General features: G+C 49.7%; 12 protein-coding genes and 1 pseudogene. 11 read left to right on the forward strand and 2 right to left on the reverse strand.

The annotated features are described in order from the left end of the window. Window positions 1-115: 115 nt before the first annotated feature. Window positions 116-1,696, reverse strand: a complete 1,581-nt coding sequence (locus AC0YN4_RS21000) for a methyl-accepting chemotaxis protein (RefSeq protein WP_475836673.1) — start codon at window positions 1,694-1,696, stop codon at window positions 116-118. Window positions 1,697-2,091: 395 nt separating this feature from the next. On the opposite strand from AC0YN4_RS21000, the gene AC0YN4_RS21005 reads away from it, so the two are divergent. The 5 genes and pseudogenes from AC0YN4_RS21005 (at window position 2,092) to AC0YN4_RS21025 (ending at window position 6,116) form a co-directional block, all read left to right on the forward strand. Further along, on the forward strand, window positions 2,092-3,366 hold the full coding sequence (locus AC0YN4_RS21005) for an ABC transporter substrate-binding protein (protein WP_475836674.1): 1,275 nt from the start codon (window positions 2,092-2,094) through the stop codon (window positions 3,364-3,366). Window positions 3,367-3,370: 4 nt separating this feature from the next. Next, complete coding sequence (locus tag AC0YN4_RS21010; protein WP_475784134.1) at window positions 3,371-4,399, forward strand: FecCD family ABC transporter permease; 1,029 nt, start codon at window positions 3,371-3,373, stop codon at window positions 4,397-4,399. After that, the gene (locus AC0YN4_RS21015; RefSeq protein ID WP_475836675.1) at window positions 4,396-5,205 is read left to right on the forward strand and encodes an ABC transporter ATP-binding protein; all 810 of its coding nucleotides are present in this window, start codon (window positions 4,396-4,398) and stop codon (window positions 5,203-5,205) included. The genes AC0YN4_RS21010 and AC0YN4_RS21015 overlap by 4 nt, the downstream gene beginning before the upstream one ends. 29 nt (window positions 5,206-5,234) lie before the next feature. Further along, window positions 5,235-5,621 (forward strand): annotated as a pseudogene (locus AC0YN4_RS21020) (ankyrin repeat domain-containing protein); the annotation flags it as partial. Window positions 5,622-5,651: 30 nt separating this feature from the next. Then, on the forward strand, window positions 5,652-6,116 hold the full coding sequence (locus AC0YN4_RS21025; protein ID WP_475836708.1) for an antibiotic biosynthesis monooxygenase: 465 nt from the start codon (window positions 5,652-5,654) through the stop codon (window positions 6,114-6,116). 1,058 nt (window positions 6,117-7,174) lie between these two features. Here AC0YN4_RS21025 and AC0YN4_RS21030 read toward each other — a convergent pair. Then, window positions 7,175-8,650 (reverse strand): esterase-like activity of phytase family protein, encoded by a 1,476-nt coding sequence (locus AC0YN4_RS21030; RefSeq protein ID WP_475836676.1) that lies wholly within the window; start codon window positions 8,648-8,650, stop codon window positions 7,175-7,177. Window positions 8,651-8,937: 287 nt separating this feature from the next. On the opposite strand from AC0YN4_RS21030, the gene AC0YN4_RS21035 reads away from it, so the two are divergent. From AC0YN4_RS21035 to AC0YN4_RS21060, 6 genes are all read left to right on the forward strand, one after another. Then, on the forward strand, window positions 8,938-10,110 hold the full coding sequence (locus tag AC0YN4_RS21035) for a DUF4367 domain-containing protein (RefSeq protein ID WP_475784137.1): 1,173 nt from the start codon (window positions 8,938-8,940) through the stop codon (window positions 10,108-10,110). A gap of 170 nt (window positions 10,111-10,280) precedes the next feature. Continuing rightward, window positions 10,281-11,456, forward strand: a complete 1,176-nt coding sequence (gene alr, locus AC0YN4_RS21040; protein WP_475784188.1) for an alanine racemase — start codon at window positions 10,281-10,283, stop codon at window positions 11,454-11,456. A 237-nt stretch (window positions 11,457-11,693) separates the two neighbouring features. Further along, window positions 11,694-11,975 (forward strand): CopG family ribbon-helix-helix protein, encoded by a 282-nt coding sequence (locus AC0YN4_RS21045; RefSeq protein WP_090644307.1) that lies wholly within the window; start codon window positions 11,694-11,696, stop codon window positions 11,973-11,975. Between the two features lie 3 nt (window positions 11,976-11,978). After that, the gene (locus AC0YN4_RS21050) at window positions 11,979-12,329 is read left to right on the forward strand and encodes a type II toxin-antitoxin system PemK/MazF family toxin (protein WP_090581240.1); all 351 of its coding nucleotides are present in this window, start codon (window positions 11,979-11,981) and stop codon (window positions 12,327-12,329) included. Window positions 12,330-12,504: 175 nt separating this feature from the next. Beyond that, complete coding sequence (locus AC0YN4_RS21055; protein ID WP_475784138.1) at window positions 12,505-13,197, forward strand: hypothetical protein; 693 nt, start codon at window positions 12,505-12,507, stop codon at window positions 13,195-13,197. A gap of 14 nt (window positions 13,198-13,211) precedes the next feature. Further along, window positions 13,212-13,889 carry a hypothetical protein gene (locus AC0YN4_RS21060; protein ID WP_475836677.1) on the forward strand — a complete coding sequence of 226 codons (678 nt, stop codon included), beginning with the start codon at window positions 13,212-13,214 and terminating at the stop codon, window positions 13,887-13,889. Window positions 13,890-13,961: the final 72 nt, after the last annotated feature.

Raw genomic sequence — 13,961 nt, forward strand, 5'->3', positions numbered from 1 at the left:
GAAAATCCTGTTCGGCGATTGCTGGGCTGGCAACGGGAAACAGGCATGGATTCACAAAAAAGCGGTACGGCCAAGGGCTAGAACAAGCCCCGAACCGTACCGCTTCTTAATATGTTTAAACTTTGAAGAAATTGATGTTCTTGTTGAGTTCTTCCGACAGATGCGCAAGCGTCTGCGACGAGCTTGCTGTTTCTTCGGCTGCCGCAGCGGATTCTTCGCTTGCTGCTGCAATTGTTTCTACTGCGCGCATGACTTCTTCGGACTGCGCGGCTTGCTCTTCGCTTGCTGCTGCAATTTCAGTCACTTGGTCGGCAGTTTCGCTTACCATGCGTACGATGCTCTCGAAGGTTTGTCCGGTTTTGGAGGTTTGCAGGGTTGCATGCTCCATAGCTCTTAAGCTTTGATCGGTATTATGCTGCATGCCTTTGATGATCTCGGCGATTTGCTGTGTAGCTTCGCTGCTGCGCTCTGCCAGCTTGCGAACTTCATCGGCTACAACGGCAAACCCGCGTCCTTGGTCACCGGCACGTGCCGCTTCAATAGCTGCATTAAGGGCAAGCAAATTCGTTTGTTCGGAAATTTCGTCGATAACCTCAATAATTTGACCAATCTTCTGTGAGTCTTTCTCCAGCAATTGCATTTGAGAGGAGAGCTTCTCCATACTTTGCACCGATGCACTAACCGTATCGCTGCCATCCTCTGCACCGCGTTTTGTTTTATCCGACAGCTCGGCTACAACAGAGGCTTTATTCGCAACATCGTTAACGGCAATCGACATTTCACGTACAAGCTCGCTAATCACCTGAGCTGATTCTGCTTGCTCGGTGCTTCCTTTAGCTATCTCTTCCGTCGTAGCGGAGATTTCCTCGGATGCCGCGGCAACACTCTGTGCTGAAGTTACGGTGTGGCTGATAAGCTTGCGTAAATTATCCATCATATCGTTGAACGCAGTGGCAAGCGTGCCCAGCTCGTCCTTGCTCTTCGATACAGCTTGATCACGCAAATCTCCTTTCGCCGCTTTGGTTGCTACGTTCAGAATGGAGCGGATTGACTTCACCATCGACTCGGAAATCAGAAGTGCAAGCCCAATACCGACAGCTATGGCGAAAATACCAAAGCCAATGATCAGTGATTTGCCGACTTTATTCGTTTGCGCAGCACCGTCTACTTCCGCTTTAACGCCGTCATTATTGAACACAATCCAGCGGTTGAAGTCATCTTGTACCTTTTTACGCTGTGAAGACAAATCATTGAGAAGTGCATACCCTTGTTCAGGTTTATTTTCTTTTCTCGCTTGGATAACAGGAGCTAGCCCTTCTGAGTAAGCTTGCATATTAGCAAGAAGTGAATTGAAAATTTCCGTTTCCTCATCGGAGATAAGAAGATGCTCATACGCCTTAAGTTCTTGTAATGCTTTGCCCATGCTTTCGTTAATCGTTTGTTCAATAATCGCGATTTGGGCTGGATCGCTTTCCAAGTTGATTTTATTGACATTAACGCGTGCTTCCATGAAGTCATCCTTAATGACTCCGATATTATTTAAACTCGGCAACCAGTTGGTTTGAACGATGGAACTGGATTTCTGAAGCGATCCCATTTGTACAATAGCAAGTACCCCGATCCCGGTCAACAGTGCAAGAATGGCAAGAAAGCTAGACATTAGTTTTACGCGTATGGACAATTTCACATGGTTCACTCCTGTTTCATAGGATTAGGTTCTTCTTTGATACTAAAGATACATGGAAAGTGTTAAAACAAATGGGTAAAAACTATTTGATTTCTGTATGGAATTGGGTAGAAGCAGGTTCTTTTTACGTCCAAATGCTAGAAAAGTGCGAGGTAAAGTCGGACGGAGAAATATGGCTTGCTCGCAGGATAACATAGGTTCGAATGTTCCTCGTTCTGAAGCGAATCCATTGCAGTTTCTATGAAAATGCACCTTATAGTAGAAGGGGAAATACGAACTGCAGGCATCTTCTAGATTATAAATAACACATTAAAAATTATCATTGACAATGAGAATCATTATCGACTATCATTGTTTGTATTGATTGAGAGTGATTATCATTATTAATTATCGGGAGAGTGGTCATGTTGTTTTCCAAAGTTTTAACTCGTTCATTATTAGCTGCATCGGTGCTTGCAGCTCCTTTAGCTGCAGGGTCAGGTCAAGCAGCACAAGCAGCAAGTTCTTCTATTAGTGTTTCTCTTGATGGGAAATCCGTTTCGCTCGATGCCGCTCCTAAAGTGATTAACGGCAGAACGCTTGTACCATACAGCAGCCTCGTTAATGCGCTTGGCGGTCGTGCAACATGGGATGCGAAGAATAAAACAGTGTCCGCTGTACAAGGCGGCGTTACGGTTAAACTGACAGTTGGTTCTACCTCTGCATACATAAACGGTGACTTTAAAGCTCTGGAGTCGGCACCTGTGATTTCAGACGGTAAAACTTATGTTCCGCTTCGCCTGATCTCTGAGGCATTCGGCAAATGGGTTACATACAATAAGAACTTCAATTCCGTTGCGATCAACAGCACGATGACAGTGACGACAAGCACAGGTACGTTTACCCTGAAGAAGAAACCAAGCCGCATCGTAACGCTGTCTTCCTCCGATACCGAAATCATTTATGCGCTTGGCAGCAAAGTTGTCGGCCGTTCCACTGCAATCGGCAAAGTATTCCCTTCTGAAGCGACGTCCGTTCCGGAAGTGGGAAGCTCTCACGGTCTTAATTTCGAGATACTGGCGACATTGAAACCGGATCTCGTCATTGCAAGCCCTGCACTGAAGACACAACAAGCGACGATTGAGAAGCTTGGCGCACAAGTGATGTTCAACTCGCACAACTCCTTTACCGAAATTCAAGCTTCGATTAAACTCTATGGCCGCATTCTTGGTCAAGAAACGAAAGCCGCACAGTTGATTGCGAAGATGAACAGCGATGTTGCAGGTTTGAAGAAACCGGCTACAGCTCCGAAAACACTGATCGTTTACGGCGCACCGGGAAGTTTCGTTATTGCGCTTCCTACAAGCTACCCTGGCAACTTCTTGGAGCTTGCAGGCGGTAAGAACGTGGCTTCTTCGTTCAAAGGAATGGATGGCATGCCGCAATACGCGGAGCTGAGCCTTGAGCGGATCGTAGCTGCGAATCCGGACATTATTCTTTTCATTACGCATGGCGATGCTGCAGATGTCAAAGCAAGCTTCAAGAAAGAATTCGAATCCAATGCGGCTTGGAAGAGCTTGCCTGCCGTGAAGAATGACAAGTTTGAAGTGCTGCCATCTGATCTGTTCGCGGCAAACCCAGGCATCAGAGCGCCGCAAGCGATCGAAACCATCAACAAATTGCTTCTAACGGTGGATTAATCCGATGGCGACAATCGTAACCGGACAAAGAGCGCAAGAGGTGCGGACCTCGAGAAGTATTCGCAGAGGCAGTGTACTAATTATTAGTCTTGTCCTGCTGCTGCTTGCAGGGTTGTATGGCTTGATGTCAGGCTCAATTCCGATTCCGGCGCGCGAGGTGTGGAGCTCATTGCTTCACGCCTCCGACTCGGAATCGAGACAAATTGTTTGGAATCTCAGGCTTCCGCGTGTATTGACCGGCATGCTGGCAGGCATCTGCCTGGCGATCTCAGGCACCTTCTTGCAAGGTGTATTCCGTAATCCGCTTGCTGATCCCGGCATTATCGGCGTTTCCTCCGGCGGCGGGCTTGCGGCTGTTGTTATTATGATTTTGTTCCCCGAGAAGATCGCCTATTTGCCCATTGCGGCTTTCCTTGGTGCACTTGCTGCAGCAGCGGTTGTGTATGCCCTCTCGTGGAAAGGCGGCGCTTCTCCGCTTCGATTGATTTTGGCTGGAGTTGCGGTCAATTCGCTGCTCGGCGCGGCGATGACGGCGCTGATGATTTTGAATAGTGAGAAGGTTCAATCCGTTCTGCCATGGATGTCGGGCAGCTTGAACGGACGGAGCTGGCCGCACTTTCAAACGCTGCTGCCCTATGCCGTTATTGGCATCATCGCTTCGATCTTCTTGATTAAGACAGCTAACCTGCTTGTCCTTGGTGACGATGCCGCTAAGCTGCTCGGAAGCCGAGTGGAAATCGGAAGATTGCTTATTATTTTGCTATCTACCTTCCTGGCAGGCGCTTCGATCAGCATCGTTGGGATGGTCGGCTTCGTCGGTCTTGTTGTCCCGCATATCGTCCGGCTGTTAGTCGGCAATGATTATCGAATTCTGCTGCCTATTTCAGCAATGGGCGGGGGAACGTTAGTCATGGCTGCGGATACCGCTGCACGAAGCTGGTTTGATCCGATTGAGTTCCCAGTAGGTATTTTACTTGCGCTTCTCGGTGCGCCTTTCTTCCTCTATTTGCTTAGGAAAGGGGTCAAACGATGAATCCTGCAATAGCTGCCGATCAATTAAAGTATGGCTATGAGCGTTCTGCTCCGATCGTGAACGGCTTCAATCTTAAAGTCGCTGCCGGTGAATGGCTCGGTATCGTCGGTCCTAACGGCTCGGGCAAATCGACTGTTCTGCGCATGCTGGCAAGACTTGCTGCTCCTCAATTAGGTAAGATTGAACTGGAGGGCCGGGATCTTGCAGGCATGGATAACAAATCCGTTGCGAGAACGATGACGATGCTTGCGCAAACCCAGGAAGGTGCCTTAGATATTACGGTGCGTGACTTGGTTCGCAGAGGGCGTAATCCTCATTTGAAATGGTATGAAGAATGCAGAGGCTCACATGAGGAAGTGGTCGATTGGGCACTGCAGGTTACCAGCATGACGAGGCTGCAGCATCGTTCCCTGTTGGAATTATCAGGCGGAGAGCGTCAGCGTGCATGGCTTGCCATGTGTATGGCACAGACGCCGCGGGTGCTGCTGTTGGATGAACCGACGACGTATTTGGATATCGCGCATCAATTGGAATTGATGGAGCTGATCCGCAGCTTGAATCAGGATCAAGGCATCACGGTTGTGATGGTCCTGCATGATTTGAATCAAGCGGCTCGTTTCTGCGACCGGATTGTGGCGATGAAGAGCGGGTCGATCGTGAAGCAAGGGACGCCTGGCGAAGTATTCCGCGTGGAGTTCTTCCGCGAGGTGTTCGGCATCGAAGCAAAAGTTTATTACGATGATGGTGTTCCGGTTTATTTGCCAAGCGGTATTGTAAACAAACAGCCTCATGAAGCGACAGCATAAATTAGAGTTATAATGAGGAGGAGATTCGATTGGCTAAAGCAGCATTGAGCACCGAATTGGTACGGGAATTCGTAGGCGCAGCACACGCGGATTTGAATAAGGTTCAAACCCTGCTTGCGCAAGAGCCTGCTTTATTGCACGCATCCATGAACTGGGGCGGCGATGACTGGGAGACAGCGCTCGGAGCGGCATCTCATGTTGGACGCCGTGACATTGCAGAGTGGCTGTTGTCCAAAGGTGCACGAATCGACTTATTTGCTGCCGCTATGCTTGGTGACCTAGAAGTGATCCAATCGACACTTACCCGGTATCCGGAATCGATTCATGCGCGTGGACCGCACGGCATAACGCTGCTGCAGCATGCGATGATCGGCGGCGAGCAAGCGAAAGAGGTTGTCTCGTATTTGAAGTCGCTCTTGAATATCGATGAGAAGGGGACTAAGACGATGATTGTAGTAGAAAATCGAATTGAGGTTCGTGCCGGCTTTGCAGAGGCGGTATTGGAACGCTTCAAGACGCCTAAGAGCGTACATACATTCCCTGGATTTGTCCGGATGGATGTTCTGCATGCGGTCGTTTCGGAAGAAACAGAAGAGATTCGCGTATGCACAACTTGGGAGAAGGAAGAAGATTTCCAAGCTTGGGCGAACAGCGATTCTTTCCGTCATGCACATACACGCCGCGAGGGAGCGCAAGGTTCCCCTCATGGTCAAGGACAAGGACAAGGACACGGCGGTCAAGCACATGGTCACGGTCAAGCGCATGGTCAGAGTCAAGCGCATGGTCAAGGCCACGGCCAGCCGGCTGCGGAAGCAGCAGCAGGTCCAATCGTCGGCAACAAAGTGACCATCTATCAAGTCGTGGTCTCGCATTTGCCAGAGTCCGCGCCGGTTGAGTCCGCCGCTAACTAATGTGAAGATCCAGAGAAGAAGCCTCCATTATGGGGGCTTCTTTTTTGTCGAGAACCTGCCGAGAACCCCACCGAGAACCCCACTACCGAGAACCCTATTGAGCCCTCATCGAGCCACTACCGAGAAACCCATCGAGCCACTACCGAGCCCACTACCGAGCCCACTACCGAGAAACCCATTGAGCTCGCACCGAGCCACTACCGAGAAACCCATTGAGCCCTCATCGAGCCCATACCGAGAAACCCATTGAGCCCTCATCGAGCCCACTACCGAGAAACCCATTGAGCTCGCACCGAGCCACTACCCGAGAAACCCATGGGCCCGCACCGAGCCACTACCGAGAAACCCATCGAGGCCCACCGAGCCACTACCGAGAAACCCATCGAGAACCCTGCCAGCCTCCCGCTCAATTACCCCGCCTCCCGCCTCGGCGGGGCGAAAGATACAATCCCCCGCCGAGGCGGGGGGCGCTGAATTCTAACGGTTGAAATAGCGCTTATTTGGTCTTTTTTTGCTCTCTATTTTCTCTAACGGTTGCCAGAGGCCTTATTTGTCCTTTTTCAGCTGGAATCCATACCTAAATCGCGAAATAGCCTCTCTGGCAACCGTTAAAATTGTGGGACGCCGAAAAAGGGGAGATTAAGCGCTCGGGCAACCGTTAGACTTCGGGAGCGACTTTCGAAAACAGCCAGAAGCCTCTATTATGGAGGCTTTTTTGGTTGCACCATATTTTAACGTGAGTGAGAGTAGGAAAACCTGTCTCTCGGAGTCCAAACCGAGGCGAAAAAAGAAACTGAAAGTCGTGAAAACCGACTCTCAGCCATTGAACCGACCATATTGCCACGGATTACGATGGTGAGAGTAGGAAAACCCGTCTCTCGGAGTCCAAACCGAGGCGAAAAAAGAAACTGAAAGTCGTGAAAACCGATTCTCAGCCATTGAACCGACCATATTGCCACGGATGATGATGATAAGCCCTCGAAGCACGGCATTTCCATATCAAACTAAAACAAGGGCTGCCCTAGTCATCGAAAGATGACCGGGACAGCCCTTGCGTATTACCACATCTCTTTTACTTTAATTACCCACACTTGAGTTTGCTTGTCTGTTAACTTGAGAACGCCGTTAGCATCGTATTCGCCAACGCCGAAGTCGTTGTCATTGGCGATAACCAGCGTGTTCTTGTTCAGTACGGTCAAACCTTCGAATTTCTCGAACGGATAGTCAAGCGCCGTCAGATCCACAACCAGCTCTTTCGGCGCAGTTGTTACGTTCAGCGCTTTCCAATCCGATGTACCTTCAACGTTTCCGCTCACAGCGGCGTTGTTAAGGATGTTAGTGGCTTTCGCAAGGTCAATGCGGTACACGCGTTTGATTTGCGCTGCCGCGCCTTCGTTCTTATCCCGCTCATCAACGAGCAGGACATCGCTCGATAACGCTTGAAGATCGGAGATGACAACGTCCTTCTGCGAAACGTTCACGAATGATTTTGCATCCTCCGCCATATACACATATTCGCCTACAAGCTTCTTCGTCGCCAGATCCATCTTCAGAATGCGCAGATTGCGTGAGGCTTCACCTGTCGCTTTATCCGGCACAGCCATCGGGCTTTGAATGGAAGCGTAGAGGAATTTGCCATCAGGGCTGATCGTTACGCCTTCGAAACCGCGGTTAACTATGCGTTTGGCATAGACAGCCGGAATCGCTTCAACTACCGGAATTTGCGCGTTTGCAAGCTTCGCTTTATCGCCTACCGGAACATAACGGCTGATAATCGTACCGTCACGTTTCAATTGAATGAGCGAGGGGCGGTACTCATCGGACATCCAGAACGTGTCATCTGTCTTGTTGTATGCGATGCCTTCAAGATCCAGTCCATCCGGATCAAGCGGCAGCAAAGTCTTGCCCGTATTGTCGTATGATTTCTCGTCGGACGCGATGTTGCTAAGACCAGTCGTGAAACGACTTCCCGAAACGACGCCCTTTGTACCTTCCGGAAGAAGCAGCTTGTTCGTCTCAAGGATGTTCACGGAGCTGCCCTCTAGCTTGATTTTATAGAAACGAGGCACATAATCCTGCACCGGGAATGTGCGGTTAACCGTCTTGTCGATCGTAATTTGTCCGTTTGGTCCACGATCAGCAAGCGTATAGAAGACATTGTCCGGATCGCCCGGCAAATGAGTCAGACCGGAGAAGCCGCCTTCCTTCAAACCGAGTCCAAGGCTCGGAGGAGTTGTCCACGTGTACTTGCCGGCAACATAAGGATACGCGCGCAAAGTCACTTTCTTGCTTGTGCTGTCCCAAGCCACTTCTTGTCCAAGTGCCTCGCCCATCGCTCTCACCGGCACATATAAGCTGCCATTGATCGTGACTGCATCTTTATCCAACTTCACTTCGGAATCGCCTGCAAATAGCTTGATTTGAACGGCAAGTGCTTTGAGTGCGGTGTCGGCAGCTTGTACAATTTGCGTACTGCCCATCACGATGCAAGCAGCGCCTGCTACGGCAACCCATTTCTTTGTTACAGCTTTCATTCCCATCTCTCCTCTATTATACATACTGGCATGGCCATATCTCTGAACAGCATAGAAGAGAATTATTAAGCTAATATGATAGCGGCTTGTAGAAATTGTAAAACGGAACAGGTGGAGCCTATCCGGGCTCTTCTTTTCTTATGTCGAGATCGATCCTGCAAGCTTGTCATGCTAGTCTGCATAATTGTCCAAGTCCTCTCATAGACATAGTACAAGTCAAGCGTAAACGGCTTTTTGTCAAGCGCAACTCCGGATACGTTTAAAAATTGTGATGAGGGGTGGATCTCATGCGTCGTCGATTCAGTTTAATCGCAGCTATTTTGCTTTGCCTTACGGCGGTGCTCGCAGGCTGCGGGACTAAGGACGCGGAATCGGTTGTCAAGGAATTGGACAAAACACTTACTAACTTGGGCAGCTATCATGGCAAAGGCACGATGACGCTGTTTACGGGCCAGCAGCCGCTGGAGTATCAGGTGGATGTTTCTTATCAGAAGCCGCAATACTATCGCATCGCTTTGACGAACGCGAAGAAGGACATCACGCAAATCGTGTTGCGCAACGATGAGGGCGTTTTTGTCTTGACGCCGCGCCTGAATAAAGTGTTCCGTTTCCAAAGCGATTGGCCGGCTAACCAAGGGCAAGTGTACCTGTATCAAACGCTGGTCCAAAGCATTCTGCTCGACAACTCGCGCCAATTTGCAGTGGACAATGATGCTTATGTATTTGATGTCATGGCTAATTATCAGAACGGATCGCTTGCACGGCAGAAAATCTGGCTGAACAAATCCGACTATGCCCCTAACAAAGTGGAAGTCAGCGATGCCAATGCAGCGGTGATGGTTTCCGTTAAGTTCGATTCGTTCGAATTCGGTTCGAAGCTCGAGAAGAGTGTATTCGATACTCAGACGAACATGGGCGCAGCAGCCGACAAACCGACAACAGCTGAGCCGGATTCCGATCAAAGCAATACGAATGTAAATGCTGAAACCGACGCGAATACAGATGCAAATACGAACAATTCGGTCGATTCCGATGCAGCAGCGAATCCGGACAATAACGGAACAAGCAACGAAGAGTCCGATGACGGCTCACAAGGTACGCTCGGACCGATCAATCATGCATTCACAGCGATGGAGCCGTCTTATCTCCCAGATGGTGTATCGGAGAAAGACCAGCAGGATATCGTGTTCGGCGGCAATGCGGGCATCCTGATCCGTTACGCAGGCAGCTTCGACTACACCTTGATTCAAACGCAGCCGAAGGATGTCGCGGTATCCGCAATGAAAGGTGATCTGATCGATCTGGGCTTCACGTACGGCTCCATAAGCGGCACCGAAGACGAACAGCGTACGCTGACATGGACATACGACGGCACAGAATTCAGAATCACAACCGGTAATCTGCCGCAAAATGAAATGATCAAAGTCGCGCAATCCGTACAAGGCGAGATGAGTAAATAGTGTGTACAATAAACATTTTCCAGCCGGAATCGAGCCTGTTAAACCTTCCAATTCATTGACATCAGGAAGCAAAAACGTTTAACATATAGGTTACGGGTTAATAAGATAAACGCCTGCCCTCACCAAGGCGGGCGTTTACTTTTTGGAAATGAAGGTGGAGCAAGTTGGATGTGAACGCTTATTATCGCCCCACTCGGGCAGAGATATCTTTAGATGCGCTTTCTCATAATTTGCAGACTTTTCGGAAGGCAATGCCTGAAGGCATGCTGCTTATGGCATCGGTGAAAGCGAATGCTTACGGCCATGGTGCCGTCGAAACGGCTCGGGAAGCCGAACGCTGCGGCGTTGATTTTCTCGGTGTCGCTTTTCTTGATGAAGCTCTCCAGCTCCGGCAGGCCGGTATTAAGACGAACATTCTGGTGCTTGGCTATGTACCGCCGCAAGGCTTAGCTGCTGCGCGGGATGCGGATATCGCTATTGCGCTTTTTAGTGATGAAATATTGAAAGCTGCGGCAGACTTGCCGGCAACCGACAAGAAACTCTCTGTTCATGTGAAGATCGATACGGGTATGGGCCGATTAGGCCTGCTTGCAAGTGATGATGCATTGGCGTTTATTTCGCGCGCGATGGAGCAGCCAGGCATTGAGGTTGAAGGCTTGTTCACTCATTATGCGCAAGCGGATGAAGCGGATAAAGGCTATACGCAGCTGCAATATGAGCGGTTTTCTACGTTCGTCAAACAGCTTAAGGCAGCAGATCTTCATATTCCGATCATTCATGCTGCTAACAGTGCAGCCGGAATTGATACTCCGGAGATGGGCTGCGGCATGCTGCGCCTTGGTATTAGCATGTACGGTCTTTATCCATCGGCATATGTGAATAAGCAGCGGATTGCTCTTGAACCTGTCATGACACTCAAGACGGCTGTCGTCATGGTCAAGGATGTGCCGGAGGGCTGGGGGATCAGCTACGGCTCTCGTTATGTGACAAAAGGCGACGAGAGAATCGGAACGCTCCCGGTTGGTTATGCGGATGGTTTTAGCCGCATGCTGACAGGTAAGGCAGAAGTGCTGCTTCGTGGTCAGCGTGTGCCGGTACTCGGCACGATTTGTATGGACCAATGCATGATCGCGCTGGATGGTGCTGAAGCCGCTCAAGGTCCGGTTCAGGTCGGTGAGGAAGTCGTGCTCATTGGCAGGCAGGGCGACGAGTTAATCTCTGTCGAGGAACTGGAAGAGAAGCTCGGTACGATTAATTATGAAGTCATCTGTATGGTCGCAGCGCGTGTACCGCGCGTATATATGCGAGGGCAGCAAGTTGTTGCTGTGACGAATCCCCTCCTGTAAACGGAATGCAGGAGGAATGAATTACCTGCTAAGGATTTTCAATGGATTTAAAGGATTTTATCGTCTTATCTCGAATAATGTTGTTAAGATGTTCTTTGTTGTCGGTCTAAAGCGTTTATCTTCGCGTGCAGCATACTTGATATACGGTCTGCATACATATGAAGGTGTATAATACGGACCAAACAATGACATACTGTTACTGTTTTTTGCTGGAAATGTTTTGGGGGTGCGAGTTCGGTGGCCAATTTGCAAAATACCAAAAGGATTATGATCAGTTTACCGGATCATTTGCTGGAGGAAGTCGACGGAATCGTCGCCAAAGAAAACTCGAACCGAAGCGAATTCATTCGTCAGGCTATGAAATTGTATTTGATCGAGCGGAAGAAACGACAGATTCGCGATTCGATGCAGCGAGGCTATCTGGAAATGGCAAAAATCAACCTAGTGATGGCGTCGGAAGCTTTTCAAGCGGAGGAAGATGCCGGCGATACGCTCGGCCGACTCGTAAGCGGGGTGTAAAGCTTGATCGTTAAACGCGGCGATGTGTTTTTTGCGGACTTGTCACCTGTTGTCGGTTCTGAACAGGGGGGCGTTCGTCCTGTTCTGGTAATTCAAAATGATATTGGCAATCGCTTCAGTCCAACCGTCATTGTTGCAGCCATTACAGCCCAGATCCAGAAGGCTAAGCTGCCGACACATGTGGAGATTGATGCGGCGTTGCATGGATTTGACCGTGATTCCGTTCTGCTTCTGGAGCAGATCCGCACGATTGATAAGCAGCGTCTGACCGACAAGATCACTCATCTGGATGATGAGACGATGCGTAAGGTAGACGAGGCGCTTCAAATCAGTGTCGGTCTAATCGATTTTTGAACTGAAGAGCAATACACGACAGCAGGGCCGGATGGCTCTGTTTTTTTTGTCTATTAACATAGAAATGATATCAGTCTTCGGACGTAGCTCATGTTCCATCCTGCGCCGCTGTTTGGAAGCGTCGTTTCAATCCATAATGAAAGTAACATATGGAATGGATGGAGGGGTCATGAGAATGACGACAATGAATCGACCGGATTTTGCAATTGCAGGCGTGGGTACGACTGGCGGAGGGGACTTTCACCGCGTTGAGCTCGAAGGTGTCAGCAAAGTAGACGGAAGCTTGGACTGCTACTCCTTTAAGATGAACGGCTTGGCTAAGGTGAAGGGCAGCATTCGTGTAGAAGAGAGCTTCGAAGCGTCCGGCAAGTTGACCGTGGATGGCTCGGTGAAGGCGGTTATGACTAAGATCGAGGGTCAGGCTACGATTCGCGGTCATGTGGATAGCGAGTACTTGCAAGCGAATGGTTTTGTGAAAATTCAAGGCGATTGCAGGACACATGGATGCGATGTAAGAGGTGCGTTGACCGTGGACGGGGTGCTGGATGCGGACCGTCTGCATATTTACATGGATGGCCCGGTACGAGCGGAAGTCATTCGCGCCAAGCAAATCAGCGTGATGATTACAAGCAGCGGGACACTTAAACGACTGATGCAATCGATTCTACCGGCAACTTGGCAAACTCAACTTCGTGCAAATCGCATTGAAGGCGATGACATCCATTTGGTCGAAACTACGGCAGCACTAGTGCGCGGTCGCCAAGTGAAGATTGGTGCAGGTTGTGTTATTGACCGCGTCGAGTTCGAGTCGGAGCTCATTGTCCATCCGGATGCGGTTGTTCGCTCGCGAGAGCGGATTTTCGGATAAGGGGCGAGGTGGAGATGCAGATGATGACGGGGACCAGAAGAAAAGTACGGATTACCGGAACAGGCTCAACCTCCGGCGGTTATTATGAGAGTATACGCGTGCTCGGTGAAGGGCAAGTGCTCGGTTCGATAGAGAGTGAATCCCTTCATAGCATGGGGAACTTGACCGTATCAGGCGATTTGAAAGTCGGACTTTATCGCCAGGTGGGGGAAACGACCGTTCGAGGCGATGTTTATGGCGCTCAGATGCATGTGCTTGGCGAGATGGATACGACAGGCAGCATTCGCAGCAAGTCGCTGAAGGTTCGGGGACAGCTGGCCGTTCATGGGGAATGCGAGGCTGAATATTTTGACGTTCGAGGCGGGTTCCATATTCACGGCTTATTAAATGCGAATGTGGTGGAGATTCGTCCATGGGGTCCTTGTCATGCCAAGGAAATTGGCGGCGGACGGATCAATGTTCGGCAGAGCAAGTGGGGCGGAATGAAGCAGTGGTTTTTAAAGCCGCATTCGATGGAACTTAACAGTGAGCTGATCGAAGGCGAGAATATTTACTTGGAGCATACGACTGCCGATGTTGTAAGGGGAACCAACGTGGTCATCGGACCAGGGTGCAGAATTGGGCTGATCGAGTATCGTAAATCGCTGAAGGTAAATAAGGCATCGGTTGTGATTGAGAAAATTAAAAGATAACAATTTTTGAGAAAATGACAATTTATGCTAGACAGTGATTATTGGGTCTGTTATTATAAGTTCAATATTATA

This window comes from Paenibacillus sp. J22R3, assembly GCF_056269305.1.

Excerpts from the sequence above, each read along its gene's own strand:
- AC0YN4_RS21010 (WP_475784134.1), top strand. The coding sequence starts at position 3,371 with ATGGCGACAATCGTAACCGGACAAAGAGCGCAAGAGGTGCGGACCTCG.
- AC0YN4_RS21025 (WP_475836708.1), top strand. The coding sequence starts at position 5,652 with ATGATTGTAGTAGAAAATCGAATTGAGGTTCGTGCCGGCTTTGCAGAG.
- AC0YN4_RS21015 (WP_475836675.1), top strand. The coding sequence starts at position 4,396 with ATGAATCCTGCAATAGCTGCCGATCAATTAAAGTATGGCTATGAGCGT.
- AC0YN4_RS21030 (WP_475836676.1), bottom strand. The coding sequence starts at position 8,650 with ATGAAAGCTGTAACAAAGAAATGGGTTGCCGTAGCAGGCGCTGCTTGC.
- AC0YN4_RS21055 (WP_475784138.1), top strand. The coding sequence starts at position 12,505 with ATGACGACAATGAATCGACCGGATTTTGCAATTGCAGGCGTGGGTACG.
- AC0YN4_RS21005 (WP_475836674.1), top strand. The coding sequence starts at position 2,092 with ATGTTGTTTTCCAAAGTTTTAACTCGTTCATTATTAGCTGCATCGGTG.
- AC0YN4_RS21060 (WP_475836677.1), top strand. The coding sequence starts at position 13,212 with ATGCAGATGATGACGGGGACCAGAAGAAAAGTACGGATTACCGGAACA.
- AC0YN4_RS21035 (WP_475784137.1), top strand. The coding sequence starts at position 8,938 with ATGCGTCGTCGATTCAGTTTAATCGCAGCTATTTTGCTTTGCCTTACG.